Genomic DNA, 18,987 nt, shown 5'->3' with positions numbered 1-18,987 from the left:
TCGGGCGATTTTTTGGCCGCGTTTACTCCGGGTCGTACGACGTGACCCGGCCCCACGAGCTCTTCTTGCCCCACAGCCCCGAGCGCATGCACTCCAGTTCGACGATCTGTGAGTTGTCCACGAACAAGTTCACTTCGGGACCGAAGTTCTTGATGTACCACTCGAACACCTCGGGGTCGGCCGCCTCGAACACGCAGTTCTCGACGCCCACCTCGTTGGCGATCTCGAAGGCGACGTCCGTGCGCCACTCGCGGACCCGCTCGGTGATGCCCTCGGACTCGACCATGATCTTGTACGCGCCGGCGTCGAGGTGGCGCTGGGCTTCCCGGATCGCGCTCGCGGGGTCGATGGCTGCCTCGCTCTCGAGTTCCTCGACCGACGACGCGCCGCCAGCGCCGAACTGGACGTTGATCTCGGGCTTGGGCTTGAGGCCCTTCTCCTGGACGAGGTCGGTCAGTGCTACCAGATCGTCGGTGTCGATGGCGACGAACCCCGACGAGATCTCCACGATGTCGAACCCGAGTTCGGCGGCCGCCTCGACGTACTGCTCGACCTTGTCGTGATTCCGCACGAGGACGTTCTCGACGAACCCGCCGGTCGAGACTTCCACGTCGTGCTCGTGACAGACCTCGATGAGTTCCGCGACCGCGTCCTCGGGCATCAGCGCGAACGACCCGCCGGAGAACTTGTAGATGTCGACGTACGCCCCCATCGTTTCCAGAATGTCGCGCAGTTCGCGCGGCCCCATCGGGTCGTAGTACGGTCCCCGAATCTCGGTGATGCCCTTCTCGCGGGGCTTCGATTCACGCTCGTTGACGTGCAGGAAGTCGAATTCTCGGTCCACGGAAATCCCCCGGACTGGTTACCACGGACCCGTACTTTACTGTTGGCCAACGGGGAACCGTGTTCGGACTTCTGGACAGTCTCGTTCGTGTCTTCGATTCGGACCCCCACGAGTTCGCTCAGTGAATCTTCCGGTCAGGCGTGCGCTGACTTCCACTGTCCACCCCGGCGCGTGCGGGCGCAGCCTCCGTGCCGCGCCAAGCGCGCGCTGGAGTGGACGTGACAACTTGAGCGAACACGCCCGACGACCAACCCCACGCAAAAACCCCACCCCAGAACACCCATCCGGCAGGAGACCGTACCCCGTCTATGACCTACCAAACCACGATGGGCTGGTCGCTGGTGTCGTCGGGACTCGTCACGCTCCTGCTGACGGTTCTACCTGGGGATTCCGTCTGGTGGGGCGTCCTCCTGCTCGTCGCCGGCATCGGGATGCTGTACGTCCGCCAGTAGACGGAGAAAGAAACTCCGAACTCGGAGCTCACGAACCAAGAGTTCCGGGTTCGTGAATCCCGGGTTCGTGAATCCCGGATTCGTGAGTTCAGGGTTCGACGTCGTACGCGAGGATGCCGCCCGACGTTCCGGCGAACACCCTCGACGCGACGGCCGTCGCGGTGGCGTACGGCTTCGGGGTGCGGAACTCGCCGACGACGTGGCCGTTCATCTCGTCCAGCAGGACGAACTCGCGGTCCGGTCCGATACCGGGGCTGACGAGGATGCCGTCGTCGACGATGGCCTGTTCGTGGACGTACTTCTCGTCGTCGGGGGCCCACGACCATCGCTCCTTACCCGCACCAGCGTCGATGGCCCCGACGCGCGTGCCCCCGCCGAAGTACAGCGTCTCCTCGCGGCGCTGATCGCGGATCGGCCGGATGATACTCCCGTGGGTGTCGAGCCGCCAGCGTTCGTCTCCCGCCCGCGAAAGCGCGATCAGCGGCCTCGACCCCACGTAGAGCCGCTCGGACGTCGCCTCGATCTCGGACGGGCCGCGCCGCCACGCGGAGACGCGCCAGCGTTCGGTCCCGTCCGGCGCGAACGACGCCACGCCGTCGGCACCGGTCGCGGCGACGACGCCGTCCTCGATGGCGACCGGTTCCGGGAGGTGGTACTTGCCGGCGTCCGTGCGCCACCGCTCGCTTCCATCCCGGTCGAAGGCGACGAATTCGTGGTCCGACCCGTCTTCGGCGGTGACGTTCGCGTAGATGCCGTGGCGAGCCACCGTCGCGTTGACCAGCGAGGCGACGGTGGTTCGCCACAGTTCCTCACCGGTCGCGAGATCGACGCCGTGGAGCCGGCCCTCGCCGGAGGGGTCTTGATTCGGGCCTAGCTCTGACGGCGCGGCCCTGACGTACTCGCCGGCGAGGTAGAGCACGTCGTCGACCACGCCGAGCGGAGTGAGGTACTCCCGCACCTCGAACGTCCACTCGCGTTCGCCGGTGTCCGGATGGCGGAGTTCGGCATAGTTGCGAAGCGTCTCCTCGTTCAGCGTGTGGCTGACGACCAGCAGGTCCCCACCGACGTCGTGGACTCGCGGCGCGCCGTTTGGTGTCAGGTCGCCGCGCACCGGAGCGTTCCAGCGAACGTCCCCCGAGGCGACGGCAACGTTCGCCACCGTTCCAGCGGTCGTCCCGGCGTACAGCGGGCCGCCAGTCGTGTTCGGCTTCCGGGGCCTGTTCGGGAGCCAGAGCCCCTCCACATCGCCATGGAAGGAGTCGACGGTCCACGCCTCGGTGGCGACCTCCACGTCCGTCGCGGTGGTAGATTCTTCGCTGATCGCTCCGTCGGTAGTGGATCCCTCGCCGGTCCTCGGTGCGGTCGCGGTCGTCCCGGTCGTCGTGAACCCCTCCGCGGTCGTCGTCGCGTCGACCGCAGACTCCGGGTTGTCGCCCGTACAGCCGGCAATCGACCCGGCCGTCAGACCGGCCAGCGCTTGGAGGAGGCGTCGGCGGGGATGTTCGCGCATACTCCACGGTATTCACGTCCGCGTTAGAAGCCTTGTGGAAGGTGACACCTTGTGGAAGATGACACGTCCAGAAGATTGTGGCGTTCCGCTTCGCTTCGTTCGGGTCGACGCCGCTACGCCACGTGAACCCGGGTCACGTGCCCGCCGCAGCCACACTGCTCGACGTACTCCCACGAGAGGTCCTCGATCCGACGGTCGCCGACGTTCTCGTCGCCGAATCGCTCGTCGAGCGCGTCGAAGAGATACGTCTCGGGGTGGCCGTGGTCGCCGTGGGTCACGAGGTTGACGTGGTTCCCGGCCGCGGTGTGTTCGATGGCCTGCGCGGCCTGTTCGACCACGAGATCGCGGCTCTCGGCGTGCTGTGGCAGTTCGAGGTTCGCCGACCACGAGTTGTCGTGGACGCGGTCGGTGATCTGTTCGACGTCGCTGTCCAGATCGTCGGCGTGATCGTGGTCGTGACTTGTCGTTCCCATACGTAATCGAACGGTCCGCTAGCGGAAAGAGGGCGTCCCGAACAAGTTCGGTCGAGTGCTCTCTCGCCAGCCGTCAGTCCAGCAGCGCCACCAACTCCGACACGTCCCGGTCGTCGAGTTCGCGCACCGTCTCGATGATTTCCTCGCGCCGGTCGGCGTCGTAGCGCTCGCTCGCGGTCTCGTGGAACTTGCGCTCGATCTGGGCCCACGACATCGGGTCGTTCGGGTGGCCCTCGAAGCCCTCTTTCTCGACGAGGTACGCCGTCCCGTCGGTCATCTCCACCGCCACGACGGCGGGCATCTCGCCGTCCTCGAAGCGGGCGGTGAGTTCGTCGTCCGCCGAGACGTCCACCTTCCGGAGGAGGTTCTGCACGTCGTCGCGCCGGATGCGCTCGGGGTCGTACTGGGCGCTGGTCATCTCGCGGTCGATCAGCGCGGCCGCGAGCATGTACGGCAGCGAGTGGTCGGCCTGCGCCTTGGTCTCGACCTCGTAGCGGTTGCCCTCCCCGCCGCCGATGATGAGCTTCGCGCCGGCGAACGTGTCGAGGCGGATGCCCGCCACCTCGTCCGGGTCGACGGTCTCGCGCTCGGCGAGTTCGATGACGCCCTCGACGGCCGACTGGGCGTACGTCTCGGCGACGTACTTCTTGGTCATCACGTCGTGGACGCGCTCGGCGGGCGAGAACTCCGCCTCGAACTCGCCCGAGACGACCTGCTTCCAGCCCTTCTGGCCCTCGAAGAGGTTCGTCGGGCCCGCCAGCCCGTGCTTGGCGAGGAACGCCGAGTACACCGCGTTCCGGGCCGCGTTGGCCGACGCGATCCCCTTCCACTCAGAGATACCGCCGGTTCGGGTCACTCGGAGCGCGTTGTGCGCGGTGCCGGCGATGCCGATAGCCGACCGGAGCGACTCGCGGTCGAGCCCCAGAATCGTCCCTGCCCCGGTAGCAGCGGAAATCACGGTGTGGGTGACGTGGTCCCAGCCCCGGTCGCGGACGGGCGCGGCCCACGCGAGCGCGCCCTGCACCTCGTAGGCCACGCCGATGGCGGTCAGCAGGTCCTCGCCGGAGGCGTCGGCGTACTCCCCGCAGGCGACGATGCCGGCGACGTTGTCGCTCGGATGGGGCGTCTCGTCGGGCGCGAGAAACGAGTCCATGTAGTCGAGATACCGCACCAGCGCGGTGTTGTACATCGCGGCGTCCGGCGGCGAGGCGGTCGCCGCGCCGAGCGACGAGTCCGAGCCAGCGCCCCACAGCGTACAGCCCTCGCCGCCGAACGCCGCGACGGTGTCGCCGACCACGCCCACGGGCGCTTCGTCCATCGCGGCGACCGCGATGCCGAGCGAGTCCACGACGCGCTTTTTCAACTCGTCGACGGTCTCCTCGCGCAGATCAGCGAAGTCGAGCCCCAGCGCGAAGTCCGCGATGTCGGCGGTGGTCGTCATACCCGCACCTGAGACGACACCCCGGAAAAAACGGACCGTGCGTTCAGCCGGAAATCCGCCCGGGAGCGCTGGTAACGGTGGATTACTCCGATCCCTCGTTTGCCGATTATTTGCCCGCTGGGCCGCCACACCGTCGGTTTTGGAGTTCCAGGAAGCGAGTACCACCGCGCCAATGCCTTCAGCCGCGCCCCCTGCTTTCACGCCGCACCTGTTGCTTTTCGTCGCGGCCGCGTCGTCGCTAGCGAGTCGCTGGCGTCGACGCGGCCGCGACCACGGTCCGTGGACCGGCGGGGCATCTCCCGTGGATCGTCGAACCGAGCGCCCGCTTGCGGCGGCGGGTCGAACGACCCTCGGGAGGGCCGGCGGCGCTGAAGTTCAGCGCCGCCGGAGGGCCAGCATCCCGACCGCTCCGAGGACCGCGAGTGCGCCGCCGATGGCGAACGGTCCGAGCCCGGACGCCGGTGCGCGCGCCGCCTGCTCGTCGGTCGTCTCGTCCGCGGTCGTGGTGTCGTCGGCCGCGACGACCTGCTCTCCGGTCGTTTCGCCGTCGGCCGCGTCGGCTTCATCGTCCGCTGTGTCTTCCTCGTCCGCGCCGGCCTCGTCCGCTTCGGCTGCGGTCGTCTCCTCGCCTGCACCGGATTCGTCGCCGTCAGTTGCATCACCCTCACCGTCCCCGGTCGCGGTCGTCTCCTCGTCTCCGGCGGCCCCGTCAGCCTCGTCTTCCGCGGTCGTCTCGGCTTCGGTGGTCTCGGTCGTCTCGGTTTCCGTCTGCTCCGCTTCGGTGGTCGTCGTGGTTTCGGTCGTCGTCTCCGTCTCGGTCGCTCCGGCTCCATCGCCGACGACTACGCCGGTCGCGTTCGCCTCGGGTTCGGCCACGTCGACGGTGAAGTTCGTGCCCGGCTCGACCTCCGAGAGGTCGAACGACGCCTCCCACGAGCCGTCCTCGCCGACGGTCGCGGTCGCGCGCCGCAGGAACGGGCTGTCCTGCGTGTTCGAGACCTCGATCTCCAGGTCCGTGCCCGGCGCGACCGAACTCGACCCAGAGATGGTGGCGTCGCTCGACGCTGGCACCTCGATGGGCTCCTGGAACGAGACGTCGCGCTCGACCACCGAGAAGTTGGCCGACAACGAGGTTCCCTGACCCTCTTCGACGTACGGGTTGGCGTCGGTGACGTTGAACTGCGCCTGGTAGCTCGCTCCCTCGTCGAGCCCGTTGGTCGGGATGACGAAGAAGAACTGGTCGTTGGCCTCGTCGACGATCAGTTCGCCCCGGTCGAGGGGCACCTGCTCGCGCGGGACGTTGATCTCGCCGAACCGGGTCAGCGACATCGACAGGCCGGTGGTCTCGTTGTTCAGGTCCGAGCGATTCTGGAGGTAGGCGTACAGGCCCGAGGCCTCCACCTGAACGATGGCCCAGTCCTGGTACGCCACGCCGTCGTCCTGCGTCGCGGACTCGGCGATCTCGTCCGTGTTACCGACGCTCACGGACTCCGGCGCGGTCCAGACGGCCATCCCGCCGGTCTCGCGCTCGCTCAACTGGACGGCACCCACCGCGGTCCGGGTCGCGCCCACGGACACCTCGATGGAGTACGCCGCGGCGTCGAGCCGGCCCGGAATCGGATCGGTGACCAGCTCGGCACCGCTCAGGCTATCCTCGCCGGCCACCGAGATGCCGGGCGCGTTCTCGGCCTGTCCGGCCCGGTAGGTGTCGAACTCGACGGTCGCCTCGCCGTCGCCGTTCTCGTCGACGACTGTGAACCGCGCGTGGTAGCCCACGTCCTGCGAGCCGAGGTCGACCGTGGCGGTGTCGGTGCCGTCGAAGGTGACGTCGAACCGAACCACGTCGCCGCGCTGCTGCTCGTAGGTGTCGTTCGAGAGTGCGGCCGAGCCCTCCACGGGTTCGGTCACGGTTATCGTCGCGGTGTCCTGCGCGGTGCCGTCGGACGCGACGACCGTGACGTTGTACGTCCCGGGCTCGACGCCGGTGAAGTTGGCGTCGAGGATGTCGTCGCTACTGAGGTTCCGGGTCACGACCGCGCGGTCGTCGCGCGCCTCGGTCGCCGAGAGTACGTCCGCGAGTTCAGAGGCGCTCAGTCCCTCGGAGAACAGCGTCGCTCCGTAGCCTGCCCGATTCGAGGCGATCCGCAGGTCGGTCCGGGCGTCGGGATGGTCGTCGTTCCTGACGGTCCCGTCCTCGAAGCTCGCGTCGAGCGTCTGTTCCGCGACCTCGAACGCCGCGTCGCTGACGTTCCCGGTGCGCTGGGCCGCGCCGTCCTCGAACACGACCGGCTGGTCGTTCGCGTCGACGACGACGTACTCGCCGTCGAGCCCCGTCGAGGAGAACGTCGCCGACCCGCTCCCGTCGAGGAGCAGTTCGGTGACGAGGCCGCCGAGTTCACCGTCGTCGACCCGGCGAACCGCCCAGACCTCGCTGGCGTTGTCCTCGCTCGCGGTGAACCGCATGAGCTGGCCCTGCCAGAACACGTCGTCCGAAGTCAGGTTCACCTCCGCCGTCCCGTCGATCTGCATCTGGACTGCTGTTGCGTCTTCCGATACCCCGTCGGTGCTCGACGCGACGCCGCCGGTCAGCCCGGCCGTGGCCGCACCGACCACCAGTAGTGTCGTCAGTAGTAGACTCGTACGTGTCATGATTTCCCCATCTGCCCCCTCCGCGCACCGTCGCCGAACGGGTTCTCGGTCCGCCTCGGCGGTGTTGCGCGGATTCTCGTCCGGACTTCGACGAATCTGGCAAAGTATCTTGCGCCGGTATCGGGCGATTGCCAGCGGGCAAAGAGAGCCTAGTCCGGGCGTATTCCAGCAGACTGCGGCCAGCGTGGCACCGGGCTCTGCGGAGTAATCCCGACGACCCAGCATTTCCCCAGGCGGCCGACCGACCGAACAACCCAACAGGCGGCTTGTCGGCGGGGTCGCCGCGCGCGGCGACCGCCGCCGACCAGCCCCAACCCGGCGTCGGCAAACCGCAGTCCGTCGCCGACCAGCCCCAACCCCGCGTCGGCAAACCGCAGTCCGTCGCCGACCAACCGCCCCGAATCCCCGCGCCACCACTCCAGAACACCCGCACTCCCCGCCCGATCAGTGCGCGAGTTCCGTGAACCGGTTCACGTCCTCGTCGGTGCCGGCGACGATCACGTCGTCGTCGCGTTCGAGCCGGAACTCCGGACCGACCGCGGTGATCACGTCGCCGTTCCGCTCGACCGCGACGATGGTGCAGCCCGTGCGCTTGCGGACGTCCGCCTCCGCGAGCGTCCGGCCGGCGAGCGCGGGTGCGGTCGTGCGCACGATCTCGACCTGATTGTCCATCGAGACGACCTGCTCGCCCTCGAGGATGGTCGAGGCGAGCATCCGGCCCGAGACGGTCGCCAGCGCCAGCACGTAGTCCGCGCCCGCCCGGTAGATCTTCCGGACGTTCTCGGTCTCCTCGGCGCGGGCGAGCACCTCGACGGTCGGATTCTGGTCGAGCGCGACCAGCGTGCCGAACCCGGTCGTGGTGTCGTTGGCAACCGCGAACACCACGCTCCGGGCGTCCTCGATGCCCGCCGCTTGGAGCGTCTCCGGGTCAGTGGTGTCGCCGACCACGTCGACGCCCGGTTTGTCTTCGAGGTCGACGACGGTGTACGGGACGTTCGCGGCGGCCAGCGCGTCCACGATGGTCGAGCCGACCTCGCCGTATCCCACCACGACGACCTCGCCCCGGCCCGTCTTCCGCCGGGCCGAGCTCGTGAGTTCCTCGAGGCGGTCGATGTCGGTCTCGTGGCCCGTGACCAGCAGGATGGTCCCCGGCCCGAGTTCCAACTCCGGCGACGGTGGCGACCGGAACTCGCCGCGAACCCACGCGCCGACCACGTTCGCGCCGGCCTGCTCGCGGATCTGGCTGTCGGCGAGGGTCGCGCCGGCCACGTCGCTGTCGCGCTGGACCGACAGCTCGGCCACCTCGAAGTCCTCGCCGATCTCGACGGTCGTGTCCGAGGGCATCTCGGGACCGAGCACGCCCTCGTCGTCGGCTTCGGACCGGTCCTCCTCACGGTCACCCTCCACCCAGTCGCGGTCGCCCCCGTCCAGATCGGTCGACACCGCGCCGGTGATCTTGCTGGCCAGACTCTCGCCGAGGAGCCGCCGGGGCGTGAGCACCCGGTCGACGCCCGCGAGTTCGTGGTAGGTGGCGAGGTCGGGGTCCTCGACCACGCTGACGACGGGCACGTCCGGCGCGACCTCCTCGGCGGTCAGCACCACGCTCACGTTCACCTCGTCCCCGGCGTCGGCGACCAGCGCGCGGGCCGCGCCGAGGTTGGCCGCCGTCAGCGTGTCGACCGATTCGGGGTCGCCGTGGAGCACGGCGTGGCCCGACTCGTAGAGTTCGGTGGCGCGCTCGCGGTCGGCTTCGACGATCACGTAGGGCACTGCCCACGAATCCAGTTCCGCGATGAGCGTCTCGGCCCGCGGCGAGTACGTGCTGACGACGACGTGGTCCTCGAGATCGACCGACCGCGGGAGCGTGGTCGAGACCGCTTGCTCGAACAGCGGAACCACGAACACCGGAAGCGCCATGAAGATGAGCACCACGCCGGTCACGTCCATCACCGACACGAACGCGTTCATCTCCGGGGTCGCCCACGGCGCGTCGGAGCCGTACCCGGTCGTGGTGAACGTCTCGACTACGATCCGGAGCGAGTGGTGGAACGGTTTGGGTCGGCCCTCGAAGGTGGTCATCCCGTAGTCGTACGCCAACGCGTAGCCGACGATGACCGCGGCCAGCGTCCCGAGATAGTAGGCGGTGCGGCGCTTCCACGTATCCATCGCCTGGGAGTTTTCAGGTCAGGGGCTTAGCCCTTCGGGAGGCGACCGCCGAGTTTATTAGCTAGTGGTATAACCTAGTAATCCATGACGCAGTTACAGCGTGCCCGCGAGGATACGATCACCGACGCGATGGAACGGGTCGCCGAGCGCGAACGGGTCGATCCCGAGTTCGTCCGCCAACAGGTGGCCGACGGCCAGGCCGTGATTCCCGCGAACTTCGAACACGACCGGCTCGACCCGATGATCATCGGCCGAGAGTTCGCGACGAAGGTCAACGCGAACATCGGGAACAGCGAGGAGGCCAGCGGCGTCGAGGCGGAACTCGAGAAGCTCCACGCGGCGATCCACTACGGCGCCGACACCGTGATGGATCTCAGCACCGGCGGGGACCTCGACCGCGTCCGAGCGGCCAACGTCGAGCACTCGCCCGTCCCCGTCGGGACCGTGCCGATATACGAGGCAGTCAAGCGGGCCGACAGCGTCGCGGACATCACCCGCGACCTCCTGCTTGACGTCATCGAGAAGCAGGCCCGGCAGGGCGTCGACTACATGACCATCCACGCCGGCGTCCTGCTGGAACACCTCCCGCTGACCGACGACCGTAAGACCGGCATCGTCTCGCGCGGGGGCTCCATCCTCGCGCAGTGGATGGAGGACCACGCGGTGCAGAACCCACTCTACACGTCGTTCGAAGAGATCTGCGAGATATTCGCCGAGTACGACGTGACGTTCAGCCTCGGCGACGGCCTCCGGCCCGGGTGTCTGGCCGACGCGGGTGACGACGCCCAGTTCGCCGAGCTGGAGACCCTCGGCGAGCTGACCCGGACCGCGCGGGACCACGGCGTGCAGGTCATGGTGGAGGGACCGGGTCACGTTCCGATGGATCAGATCGCCGAGCAGGTCGAGCGCCAGCGGGAAGTCTGCGACGGCGCGCCGTTCTACGTCCTCGGCCCGCTGGTGACCGACGTGGCACCGGGCTACGACCACGTCACGAGCGCCATCGGCGCGACCGAGGCGGCCCGTTCGGGGGCCGCGATGCTCTGCTACGTCACGCCGAAAGAGCATCTCGGACTACCGGACGCCGAAGACGTGCGCGAGGGGCTCGCAGCATACCGCATCGCAGCCCACGCCGCCGACGTGGCGAACGGTCGAGAGGGCGCGCGCGACTGGGACGACGCCCTCTCGGAAGCCCGGTACGACTTCGACTGGGAGCGCCAGTTCGAACTCGCCCTCGACCCCGAGCGCGCCCGGTCGTACCACGACCAGACGCTCCCCGGCGACAACTACAAGGAGGCGCGCTTCTGCTCGATGTGCGGAGCCGAGTTCTGCTCGATGCGCATCGATCAGGACGCGAGGGACGCCGACGGCGAGATGAGCGACATCGACGACGAGACCGACGTCGAGGGGTCGCCGGCCGCGGTGGTCAACCGGCCGCCGGTCGGCACTCACGAGGTCGAGGGCGAACCCGCGCTCGTGGACATGGACTTCGAACGCGACTACCCGTCCGCCGACGACTGAGCAGACGCGGTATCACTCGACGCGTTCCAGAACGATTCCCTCCTCGAAGCCCCCGCGCTCGTCGGTCTTCTCCTCGCGGAGGGCCTCGACCGCGCTGCGATCGAGGCCCTCCGCGTCACGGATTGCGGCGACTACCGCTACCACGTCGGCGAGTTCCTCGGGGTCGCCCGACTCGCGGAACTCTGCGGCCTCCTCGCAGAGCTTCTCGCGGAGGCGCTCTCGATACTCCGCGCCCTCGGCGACGTGAGTCACGGGCGTCTCGCCGTTCTCGCGGACAATCTCCGGAATCCGGTCGCGGACGAGTTTGTCGTACTCGGTCACGGCGGAGCGTCGAACGGCACGGAGAAAAGTGTTCGGCGGGGCGTCTCAGACCGCTTCCGCGCTCTCGGGCGCGCCCTCGCTGGCCTGCAGACACTCCGCGACCGAGTCGGTGAGGACGTAGATCTGCTTGCGGGCGTCGGGGATGTAGACGCGCTCCTCCACGACGTCCTGCTCTTTGAGTCGCTTGATGGAACTCCGGACGGTGCGGGGCGACAGCCGGGTTCGGTCGCTGATCTCGCCCTGCGTGAGCGGGTCGTCACTGTATTCGAGGACTTTTACGACCAGCTTCGCGCTCGGCGGTGCGTCGTCGTCGAGACAATCAGACATCGTGTATTCAGCGTGGTCCGCCACCCGAATATACGTTTGCTAACCCCGGTGAAAGGGAGTTACCTCGACGTAACCGGGTGGTCGAATTCCGGCACGGCCGGGGCCGATTTTGGTCGAGCATTCATCGAAACTGCCGACAGGGAAGGAACTTTACCGCGCCGAACCAGTCTTCCGGTATGTACGTCGCCGACCAGACGTGGCCTGAGCTGGCCGATTACGTCGCCGAGGAGTCGCTCGCGGTCGTGCCGCTGGGGTCGACCGAACAGCACGGGCCACACCTCCCGCTGTCGACCGACCACACCATCGCGGAGGGGCTGGCCCGCGAGGCCGCCGACCGGACCGGCTACCTCTGCACGCCCACCGTGAACGTCGGGGTGAGCGTCCACCACAAGCAGTTCCACGGCACGATGTGGGCCGACCCGCCGGAGTTCCGCGACTACGTTGAGAGCGTCTCCAGAAATCTCGCGTACCACGGCATCGACCGCATCGTGTTCGTCAACGCCCACGGCGGGAACCAGACCCACCTCCGGGAGGTCGGCCGCCGGCTACGCGAGGACGAGGTCGCCTACGCGGTCGAGTGGATGTGGGACGAGTCCATTCCCGAACTCGTCGACGACCTGTTCGAGACCAACGGCCCCCACGGCGGCCCGAAGGAGACGGCGATGATGCTCCACCTCGACCGGGAGAACGTCCGCGAGGACCAGCTCGAAGCGGCCCGCGATGGCGGGGCCGCCGACTGGCCGAACGAGGACGCGGCGTACGTCCACGGCGCGCGCAACTTCTACGACTCCATCGACAACACCGAGAACGGCGTGCTCGGCGACCAGACCGACGCGACGCCCGAGAAGGGCGCGCAGCTGTTCGACGCCGCGAGCGACCAGTTGGCGAAGCTCCTGACGTGGCTCGACGACCAGCGATTCGAGGATCTGATGGCGAAGCCGCACGTCGATCCCCAGCCAGGCAGTCGGCGGTAGGCCGAGCGATTCCTTCGAGAACGGTCGGCCCGTCACTCGGCCACAGCCCCTAACCGCGTGAGAGTCGTCCATCCGTCCATGTCGAACGACCCGTACACCGACGACGAGTACGATAGCACGTACGAGGACGTTCACGGCGACGAGCCCGCGCGCGACCAGTACACGAGCGACGGGGTGACCGACGACACGTTCTTCCCGTCGGGCGTCGGCGGCACGCTCTCGCCGACGAGCTGGGGCGTCTGGCCCGGCGGCGACACGGTGGACGCCGACTACGACGGCACCGAGGGCGACCGACCCGCGACCGACGATGGCGATTCGACGGTCGGCAAGCAGGACGACGACGAGGACGGAACGTGGCTGGACGAGGGCCTGATCGGGCTCGTGTTGGTGGTCGGCGTGGTCCTATTCCTGTTCCCCGAACCCGCCACGTCCGCCGTCGGGATGGCCCTCGTCGCGGTCGGGCTGGTGGCGTGGCTGGTCGACTGGGCGACGTAGGTCGGGAGTCGGCTACGGACGCTAGGCTACACCTACTTCGGCTGCTCGGCTATACCCACTTCGGCTGCTCGGCTACACCCACTTCGGCTGCACGACTACAACCAGCCCGACGGAAGCTCGTCCTCGTGGTCCTCGAGCAGTTCGAGCAGCGGCTGAATCTCCTCGAAGTTCGGCCCCTTGGTCACTTCGTGGGCCTCCCGGTTCCACTCGACGAACCCGTACTCGGCGAGCTTCGGCAGGTGGACGTGGTTCATCTCGACGAGGCGTTCGAAAGCTTCGTCGGGCGCTCCATCGTCGACGACTGGGGCGTCGTCCTGCGGGTTGTGGTCCAGTAGCGCTACCAGCAGTTTGCGCCGTTGAACGTCCGCGAGCGCGTCCAGCGCGTCGTCGAACGAGTCGGCCGCGTCTGGATCTGTCACAGGTTCACTGACGGTGACGGGCTACGTTAACGTTGGACAATTTAACGCTGCCGAGTTGTAATGAGAATTCGAGTTACAGGCGGTTCTCGGCAGTGCGAAAGAGAGGGACGACCGGACCCTGTTGCGTCCGACTACGTCCGACAACTCACCGCGATTCCTTCACCGAGCGGGATCGCCGCGGTTCGGAAGTCGGGGTCGTCGCGCACCGCCAGCAGGTACTCCGCGATGCCGAGCGTCTGGTCGTCGGCCGCGAGTCCGTCCGCGTCAGGGTCACCACCCTCGACGATTTCGAGGATGGCCCGGAAGTCCTGAATCCCGCTCTCCATGGCGTTGTCCGCGACGACGATGCCGCCCTCCGCGACCTTGTCGGCGACCGCGTCGAGCGCGTCCGGATAGCCGTCTTTGTGACAGTCGATCAACACCACGTCGAAGGGGCCGTCGTAGCGCTCGATGGTTTCGAGCGCGTCGCCGTCCTCGAACGTGGCTCGGTCGGCGTAGCCCCCGCGGTCGAGGAACTCGCGGGCCTGGTCGAGTTCTTCGGGGTCGTGTTCGGTCAGCACGATCTCCCCGTCGGCGGGCAGTGCCTCGGCGAACCAGTACGCCGAGTAGCCGAAACCCGACCCGAACTCGAACACGCGCTCGGCGTCGACCATCTCGGCCGCGAGCCCGAGGAACGCCCCCACCTCGGGCCCCACCGTCGGGAAGCCGATCTCCTCGCCGTGGACCTCCATCTCGCGGAGCACCTCGTCGCGGTCGGGTGCCATCGCGCGGACGAACCGCTCGGTCTGCTCCGGCAGTAGCTCCATGCCGGGGTCATCGCGGGACGAAAAGTTAACTGTTCGGCGTCTCCCCGGCCCCTGCGAGGTCCGCAAGCGCCCCCGCAAGCACTCGCGTCGCGGTCGCGCAGTCGTCCCAGTCGGTCCACTCTCGGGGGTTGTGCGAGATGCCGTCTCGCGAGGGCGCGAACAGGAGTCCGGCGTCGGTGACATCTGCGAGGTGCATCGTGTCGTGGGCCGCGCCCGAGTGGAGATCGAGCGTCTCGATGCCTGCCGCCTCGCCCGCGCGGTGGGCGGCCCCGCGCACGCGGTCGTTCATGGGCGTGGGCGCGAGGTCGAACGGCCGGGCGAACTCGGTCGCGACCCCGCGTTCGCGTTCGAGTCGCGCGAGACTTCGGCGAGCGCGCGAGACGATCTCCGCCATCGCGTCGCGGTCGACGTCCCGCACGTCGACCTCCAACTCGACCGCGCCGGGGACGACGTTGGTCGCGTTCGGGCGCACGTCGAGGCTCCCCACGGTTCCGACCGCGGTGTCGCTCTCGGCGGCGACCACCTCGCGGGCGGCCCGCTCCACGTCGAGGACGAACTCGCTGGCCGCCGCGAGCGCGTCGGTCCGGTCGCCCATCGGCGTCGCGCCGGCGTGGTCGGCCTCGCCGCGGACGACCGCCTCGCAGTGAGTGATGCCCGTGATCGCGGTGACGACGCCGACCGGAACGCCCGCCGCCTCCAGTCGCTCGCTCTGCTCGACGTGGAGTTCGAGCCACGCGTCCCATTGGCTGGCGTCGAGTCGCCCCTCGCCACGGAAGCCGATGGCGTCCAGCGCGGATTCGAGCGTGAGGGTCCCGCCCTCGCCGTCGTCGGCCGCGAGTTCGAGCGCTTCCCCGACCGTGCGCTCGCCCGCGGCGACCGACGAGCCGAGCAGCCCTGACGCGAACCGCTGGCCCTCCTCCTCGGTGAACGAGACGACGTCGACCGGACGAGCGGGCTGGACGCCAGCGTCCTGCATCGCTCGAACGGCCTCCAGCGCGGCGTACACCCCCAGCGGGCCGTCGAAGATGCCGCCCTCCGGCACGGAGTCGAGGTGGCTCCCGGCCGCCACGGGAGCCGGGCCAATGTCGGAGCGCGAGACAGTGTCGGAGCGCGAGTCGGCGTCGGCTGGCGAGTCAGGCGTCCACCGGCCCGCGAGGTTGCCCACGGCGTCGATTCGCACGTCGAGTCCGGCGTCTTCCATGCGCTCGACGAGGTACTCGCGGGCCCTCCGGTTGGCCTCGGTGCCGACGAGGACCGTGCGCCCGCGGCCTTCTTCCGCCTTGATAGCCCCAAACTCGGCGTTTCGTTCGAGGTCGGCCCGTAGTCGCTCCCGGTCGACAGCTCGGCCGACCAGATTCGCGCCCTCGTTCATGGTGACACGGTCGCACGCCGGGCTAATCAGTAATGGGTTCGCGTCCGGGTGGAGTCCACATCGCTCGATTCGGCAAGTGGACCATTGGCCGAAGAGACGTACACCGGGGGCATGAACACCGCCGAAGTCCTCGTCGCAGAGCTCGAAGCCGAGGGCGTCGAGTACGTCTTCGGCATCCCCGGCGAGGAGACCGAGGCGTACCGGCCCGAAAGCTGGGACGACCTCGCGGACGCGCTGGACGGGGCGGTTCCGAGCGGCGAGATGTCGGGAGTCGAGATGCAACTGGGCTGATCCGGACGCCAAACCGGAGCGAAGCCGAGCGGGTATATACGCCGGGCCGAACACGTTCGAGCGAATTCCACGGCTCGGGAACGGGAGGGGGTTTATAACCCCCATCGACGGGAACGTCCAGATACCGATGAACACCCACAGCTCCCGTTCCGACGGTGCTATCGCGCGGCGAACGTTCCTGAAGGGTACGGCCGGACTCGCCGGCGTCGCGGCCGTGGGCGCAGGCGCGAGCGTGCCCGCGGCGGCCCAGTCGCCGTTCGGCGGCTGGTTCGACGGCGTCGGCAACTACGACGGCGTGGTCGACCGCCGAGGCGAATCCGAGGTCACGGTCGAGGTCGGCGCGCAGGGGAACGGCGGCAACTTCGCCTTCGGCCCCGCCGCGGTGCGAATCGATCCCGGAACCACGGTGATCTGGGAGTGGACAGGGCAGGGAAGCATGCACAACGTCTCGGCCGACGACGGCTCGTTCGAGAGCGAGATGGTCGGCGAGGCGGGCCACACCTTCGAGCAGACGTTCGAGAATGAGGGCGTCACGAAGTACGTCTGCACGCCCCACGCGACGATGGGGATGAAAGGCGCAATCGTCGTCGGCGACGACGCGGCCACCGATGCCTCCGACTCCTCGGGGTCGAGCGGGTCCGGAACCACCGAGAGCACGGATAGCGGGTCGTCCGAGACCACCGACGGCGATGGGTCGGGTGCCGGTGATGGTTCAGGCAGTTCCGGCGGCGCGGGCGGCGACGCAAACCTCGAATCGTGGTTCGAGGGCGTGAGCAACTACGACGGCGTGGTCGACCACACCGGCGAGTCCGAGGTCACGGTCTCCGTGGGCGCGAGCGGGAACGATGGCAACTTCGCCTTCGGCCCCGCCGCGGTGCGAGTCGACCCCGGTACGACGGTCGTCTGGGAGTGGACCGGACAGGGCGGCAATCACAACGTCTCGGCGCAGGGCGGGTCGTTCGAGAGCGAGATGGTCGGCGAGGCGGGCCACACCTTCGAGCAGACGTTCGAGGAGGAAGGCGTCGCCAAGTACGTCTGTACGCCCCACGAGACGATGGGCATGAAGGGCGCGGTCGTGGTCGGCAGTGAGGCAGCGAGCGATGCTCCGGTCGCTGCGGCGTCGGCTTCGGGCGGCCGGAGTACGACCGACTGGCTCACGCTCGGCTTCGCCGGCGCGCTCGTGGCGGGGCTGCTCGGGCTTCCGATCGCGGACCAGCGGTCGAAGCAACGCGAGGCGTAGGCGGAAATCGTACTCTCGTGTTTTTTCGTGGTTTCGGTGAGTGATTCCGTTGTTTCGGAGCAGTGGCTGTGCGGGTGGGTTGCTGTGCGCTCGCGGTTCTCATTTGCTCAAGCGATAGTCTGCGTCGTTGTGGAGACTTTATCGACCGTGATACGTTCCATCGAAAAGTCGACGAAGCTAGCTACTGCCGAGGCATCGGAGAGACCGCGACTCCACAGCACCGCGACCGCGGGCCTCAGCCCTCCCCAGCCTCCTGCGCTTCTCGCTTCGCTGCGATGTCTGCGGGCGACCCACGAGTCGCCCGCACGGCACGCGAGGCGCACTGGGCCTCGCCATGCTCGTCCCTCGCGCGATTTGGCGCGAGATGAACTCGCGCCAGCACGCGCCAGGAGCTGACGGACAGCTGTCGAAACTGGTGGACCAGAAACCGTCGAAGAGAGCGTGAAACAGATGTTCGAGCAGTTCTACTCGACGCTCAGGTCCACGTCGTCCTCGCCTCCATCGGGCTCTTGGACCCAGATCGTCTTCTTGTTCACGAACTCCTCGATGCCGTCCTCGGCGAGTTCGCGACCGTAGCCCGAGTCCTTCACGCCACCGAACGGGAGCCGCGGGTCGGACTTCACGAGTTCGTTCACGAACGTCATCCCGGCTTCGATGCGGTGGGCGAGTCGCTCGCCCCGGTCGAGATCCTCGGTCCAGACCGACGCGCCGAGACCGAGGTGAACGTCTCTGTCGCCCTGTCGAGCGCGGCGGCGACCTCTTCTTCGGAGTCGTCGGAGATCGGTTCGAGGTCCTCTCCGGTCGCGGGGTTCGTTCGGTCCATAGCGTCACGGAAACGCCGGGAAGTCCGTTGTAGCTTCGGGCTGGAAGGAAGCGGACTGTGTCTTCACAGCCGTGGACGGCGAGGGCTCTCCATTCCAGCGAGTGTCGACAAAACTAATTAGCATAAATATAACTAGGAGTATACAGAAGAATCGTAACCAGTAGCGACGAACCGTGTTCACGAGACACAGGTAGTAATCATAACATATAACCAGTTCCCCACGGATGACAGACAACGTTCCCTCCAGACGAGCAGTACTCGTTGGACTGGCGACGACGACCGGCGGTTGCCTCGGGCAGGTGTTCGACAACCCTTCGATGGCCCTGACGGGGATCCGCCTCCACAACTGGACCAACTATCAGACGACAATTCACCTACAGCTGTTCCGCGAGGACGAGCGCGTCCTCGAAGAGCGAGTGTCGCTCGCGCCGCTACAAGAGCCGGGATCGGTAGCTTCGTTCACGCCGGGATGGTCCGTCGAGGACGCTCGATACCGCATCCGGCTCGAAGAAACGGACGGCGGCGCGACCCTCGAACGTCGGCTGCCCCCGGACGACTTCAGCTGGGACGGCTGCGCGTACGCCGACATCGACCTCGAGAACGGGTGGGGTCCGAATCGGACCGTAGGACCCGACGCGGAGAAGTCGTTCGAGATGCACCTTCAGGAGGTCACCGATCCGAAGGACTTCTCGAGCGACTACTGCCCGGACCGGTGACTCGTCCGGGACCCGAACAGAGCCGATGCTCACAGTGACAGCGACGGCACTCGGAAAAAGAAGGGAAGAGAAAGTCGGTTACAGCCCCCGAAGTGTCGACAGTCAGCCCGCGCCTACTCTGCGCCCAGACGCCCCATAACAAACCGACGG

General features: G+C 67.8%; 19 protein-coding genes and 1 pseudogene. 7 read left to right on the top strand and 13 right to left on the bottom strand.

Translation table 11 applies throughout. The features are described 5' to 3' along the window. Positions 1-22 precede the first annotated feature (22 nt). Positions 23-844 (bottom strand): phosphosulfolactate synthase, encoded by an 822-nt coding sequence (locus DPQ64_RS13835; RefSeq protein ID WP_115864902.1) that lies wholly within the window; start codon positions 842-844, stop codon positions 23-25. Between the two features lie 308 nt (positions 845-1,152). Between DPQ64_RS13835 and DPQ64_RS19300 the strand changes: the two genes are divergently transcribed. Further along, entirely contained in the window at positions 1,153-1,296 is a 144-nt protein-coding gene (locus DPQ64_RS19300) for a hypothetical protein (protein ID WP_198662133.1), read from the top strand. Between the two features lie 88 nt (positions 1,297-1,384). Here DPQ64_RS19300 and DPQ64_RS13830 read toward each other — a convergent pair whose 3' ends face one another. From DPQ64_RS13830 to DPQ64_RS13810, 5 genes are all read right to left on the bottom strand, one after another. After that, positions 1,385-2,806, bottom strand: a complete 1,422-nt coding sequence (locus DPQ64_RS13830; protein ID WP_115864901.1) for an outer membrane protein assembly factor BamB family protein — start codon at positions 2,804-2,806, stop codon at positions 1,385-1,387. Positions 2,807-2,919: 113 nt separating this feature from the next. After that, on the bottom strand, positions 2,920-3,279 hold the full coding sequence (locus tag DPQ64_RS13825; protein WP_115864900.1) for a CGCGG family putative rSAM-modified RiPP protein: 360 nt from the start codon (positions 3,277-3,279) through the stop codon (positions 2,920-2,922). A gap of 73 nt (positions 3,280-3,352) precedes the next feature. Beyond that, positions 3,353-4,720, bottom strand: a complete 1,368-nt coding sequence (locus tag DPQ64_RS13820; protein WP_115864899.1) for an MmgE/PrpD family protein — start codon at positions 4,718-4,720, stop codon at positions 3,353-3,355. Between the two features lie 375 nt (positions 4,721-5,095). Continuing rightward, positions 5,096-7,369 carry a DUF7827 domain-containing protein gene (locus tag DPQ64_RS13815; protein WP_157971713.1) on the bottom strand — a complete coding sequence of 758 codons (2,274 nt, stop codon included), beginning with the start codon at positions 7,367-7,369 and terminating at the stop codon, positions 5,096-5,098. 444 nt (positions 7,370-7,813) lie between these two features. Next, positions 7,814-9,535: a potassium channel family protein gene (locus DPQ64_RS13810; RefSeq protein WP_115864897.1), complete on the bottom strand. Its 1,722-nt coding sequence runs from the start codon at positions 9,533-9,535 to the stop codon at positions 7,814-7,816. A gap of 84 nt (positions 9,536-9,619) precedes the next feature. Here DPQ64_RS13810 and thiC point away from each other — a divergent pair, with 84 nt between their 5' ends. Then, positions 9,620-11,053 carry a phosphomethylpyrimidine synthase ThiC gene (gene thiC / locus DPQ64_RS13805; RefSeq protein WP_115864896.1) on the top strand — a complete coding sequence of 478 codons (1,434 nt, stop codon included), beginning with the start codon at positions 9,620-9,622 and terminating at the stop codon, positions 11,051-11,053. Between the two features lie 12 nt (positions 11,054-11,065). On the opposite strand, the gene DPQ64_RS13800 is transcribed toward thiC, so the two are convergent. Both DPQ64_RS13800 and DPQ64_RS13795 read right to left on the bottom strand, forming a co-directional pair. Continuing rightward, positions 11,066-11,374 (bottom strand): nucleoside triphosphate pyrophosphohydrolase, encoded by a 309-nt coding sequence (locus DPQ64_RS13800; protein ID WP_115864895.1) that lies wholly within the window; start codon positions 11,372-11,374, stop codon positions 11,066-11,068. 45 nt (positions 11,375-11,419) lie between these two features. Beyond that, positions 11,420-11,701 carry a winged helix-turn-helix domain-containing protein gene (locus tag DPQ64_RS13795; protein WP_115864916.1) on the bottom strand — a complete coding sequence of 94 codons (282 nt, stop codon included), beginning with the start codon at positions 11,699-11,701 and terminating at the stop codon, positions 11,420-11,422. Positions 11,702-11,877: 176 nt separating this feature from the next. Between DPQ64_RS13795 and DPQ64_RS13790 the strand changes: the two genes are divergently transcribed. Next, positions 11,878-12,675, top strand: a complete 798-nt coding sequence (locus tag DPQ64_RS13790; RefSeq protein ID WP_115864894.1) for a creatininase family protein — start codon at positions 11,878-11,880, stop codon at positions 12,673-12,675. 78 nt (positions 12,676-12,753) lie between these two features. Beyond that, positions 12,754-13,170: a hypothetical protein gene (locus tag DPQ64_RS13785; RefSeq protein ID WP_115864893.1), complete on the top strand. Its 417-nt coding sequence runs from the start codon at positions 12,754-12,756 to the stop codon at positions 13,168-13,170. A gap of 95 nt (positions 13,171-13,265) precedes the next feature. On the opposite strand, the gene DPQ64_RS13780 is transcribed toward DPQ64_RS13785, so the two are convergent. The 3 genes from DPQ64_RS13780 to DPQ64_RS13770 all read right to left on the bottom strand — a co-directional run bounded on the left by DPQ64_RS13780 (position 13,266) and on the right by DPQ64_RS13770 (position 15,767). Beyond that, positions 13,266-13,589, bottom strand: coding sequence for a transcriptional regulator (locus DPQ64_RS13780; RefSeq protein WP_115864892.1), 324 nt, complete (start codon positions 13,587-13,589; stop codon positions 13,266-13,268). A gap of 131 nt (positions 13,590-13,720) precedes the next feature. Then, on the bottom strand, positions 13,721-14,395 hold the full coding sequence (locus DPQ64_RS13775) for an O-methyltransferase (protein ID WP_115864891.1): 675 nt from the start codon (positions 14,393-14,395) through the stop codon (positions 13,721-13,723). Between the two features lie 25 nt (positions 14,396-14,420). Further along, positions 14,421-15,767 carry a Zn-dependent hydrolase gene (locus tag DPQ64_RS13770; RefSeq protein WP_115864890.1) on the bottom strand — a complete coding sequence of 449 codons (1,347 nt, stop codon included), beginning with the start codon at positions 15,765-15,767 and terminating at the stop codon, positions 14,421-14,423. Between the two features lie 111 nt (positions 15,768-15,878). On the opposite strand from DPQ64_RS13770, the gene DPQ64_RS13765 reads away from it, so the two are divergent. Further along, positions 15,879-16,058, top strand: a complete 180-nt coding sequence (locus DPQ64_RS13765; protein WP_157971712.1) for a hypothetical protein — start codon at positions 15,879-15,881, stop codon at positions 16,056-16,058. 127 nt (positions 16,059-16,185) lie between these two features. After that, entirely contained in the window at positions 16,186-17,298 is a 1,113-nt protein-coding gene (locus DPQ64_RS13760) for a halocyanin domain-containing protein (RefSeq protein WP_115864888.1), read from the top strand. A gap of 464 nt (positions 17,299-17,762) precedes the next feature. On the opposite strand, the pseudogene DPQ64_RS13755 reads toward DPQ64_RS13760, so the two are convergent. Together DPQ64_RS13755 and DPQ64_RS13750 are read right to left on the bottom strand one after the other, a co-directional pair. Then, positions 17,763-18,026: pseudogene (locus DPQ64_RS13755) on the bottom strand (aldehyde dehydrogenase family protein); the annotation flags it as partial. After that, positions 17,939-18,121 carry a hypothetical protein gene (locus DPQ64_RS13750; protein WP_115864887.1) on the bottom strand — a complete coding sequence of 61 codons (183 nt, stop codon included), beginning with the start codon at positions 18,119-18,121 and terminating at the stop codon, positions 17,939-17,941. The gene DPQ64_RS13750 and the pseudogene DPQ64_RS13755, both read right to left, overlap by 88 nt. Positions 18,122-18,345: 224 nt before the next feature. Between DPQ64_RS13750 and DPQ64_RS13745 the strand changes: the two genes are divergently transcribed. After that, positions 18,346-18,837 (top strand): hypothetical protein, encoded by a 492-nt coding sequence (locus tag DPQ64_RS13745; protein ID WP_198662132.1) that lies wholly within the window; start codon positions 18,346-18,348, stop codon positions 18,835-18,837. Positions 18,838-18,987: the final 150 nt, after the last annotated feature.

The organism is Halorussus litoreus, from assembly GCF_003382685.1.
GTDB classification, from domain to species: Archaea; Halobacteriota; Halobacteria; order Halobacteriales; family Haladaptataceae; genus Halorussus; species Halorussus litoreus.
The sequence above is the reverse complement of the archived record's forward strand: the minus strand, read 5'-3'. Positions and strand labels throughout refer to the sequence as shown.

Coding starts and splice junctions, on each gene's coding strand:
- DPQ64_RS13830 (WP_115864901.1), bottom strand. CDS start 2,806: ATGCGCGAACATCCCCGCCGACGCCTCCTCCAAGCGCTGGCCGGTCTG.
- DPQ64_RS13810 (WP_115864897.1), bottom strand. CDS start 9,535: ATGGATACGTGGAAGCGCCGCACCGCCTACTATCTCGGGACGCTGGCC.
- DPQ64_RS13765 (WP_157971712.1), top strand. CDS start 15,879: ATGAACACCGCCGAAGTCCTCGTCGCAGAGCTCGAAGCCGAGGGCGTC.
- DPQ64_RS13820 (WP_115864899.1), bottom strand. CDS start 4,720: ATGACGACCACCGCCGACATCGCGGACTTCGCGCTGGGGCTCGACTTC.
- DPQ64_RS19300 (WP_198662133.1), top strand. CDS start 1,153: ATGACCTACCAAACCACGATGGGCTGGTCGCTGGTGTCGTCGGGACTC.
- DPQ64_RS13790 (WP_115864894.1), top strand. CDS start 11,878: ATGTACGTCGCCGACCAGACGTGGCCTGAGCTGGCCGATTACGTCGCC.
- DPQ64_RS13745 (WP_198662132.1), top strand. CDS start 18,346: ATGACAGACAACGTTCCCTCCAGACGAGCAGTACTCGTTGGACTGGCG.
- DPQ64_RS13760 (WP_115864888.1), top strand. CDS start 16,186: ATGAACACCCACAGCTCCCGTTCCGACGGTGCTATCGCGCGGCGAACG.
- thiC (WP_115864896.1), top strand. CDS start 9,620: ATGACGCAGTTACAGCGTGCCCGCGAGGATACGATCACCGACGCGATG.
- DPQ64_RS13750 (WP_115864887.1), bottom strand. CDS start 18,121: ATGGACCGAACGAACCCCGCGACCGGAGAGGACCTCGAACCGATCTCC.
- DPQ64_RS13775 (WP_115864891.1), bottom strand. CDS start 14,395: ATGGAGCTACTGCCGGAGCAGACCGAGCGGTTCGTCCGCGCGATGGCA.
- DPQ64_RS13815 (WP_157971713.1), bottom strand. CDS start 7,369: ATGACACGTACGAGTCTACTACTGACGACACTACTGGTGGTCGGTGCG.
- DPQ64_RS13825 (WP_115864900.1), bottom strand. CDS start 3,279: ATGGGAACGACAAGTCACGACCACGATCACGCCGACGATCTGGACAGC.
- DPQ64_RS13770 (WP_115864890.1), bottom strand. CDS start 15,767: ATGAACGAGGGCGCGAATCTGGTCGGCCGAGCTGTCGACCGGGAGCGA.
- DPQ64_RS13785 (WP_115864893.1), top strand. CDS start 12,754: ATGTCGAACGACCCGTACACCGACGACGAGTACGATAGCACGTACGAG.
- DPQ64_RS13795 (WP_115864916.1), bottom strand. CDS start 11,701: ATGTCTGATTGTCTCGACGACGACGCACCGCCGAGCGCGAAGCTGGTC.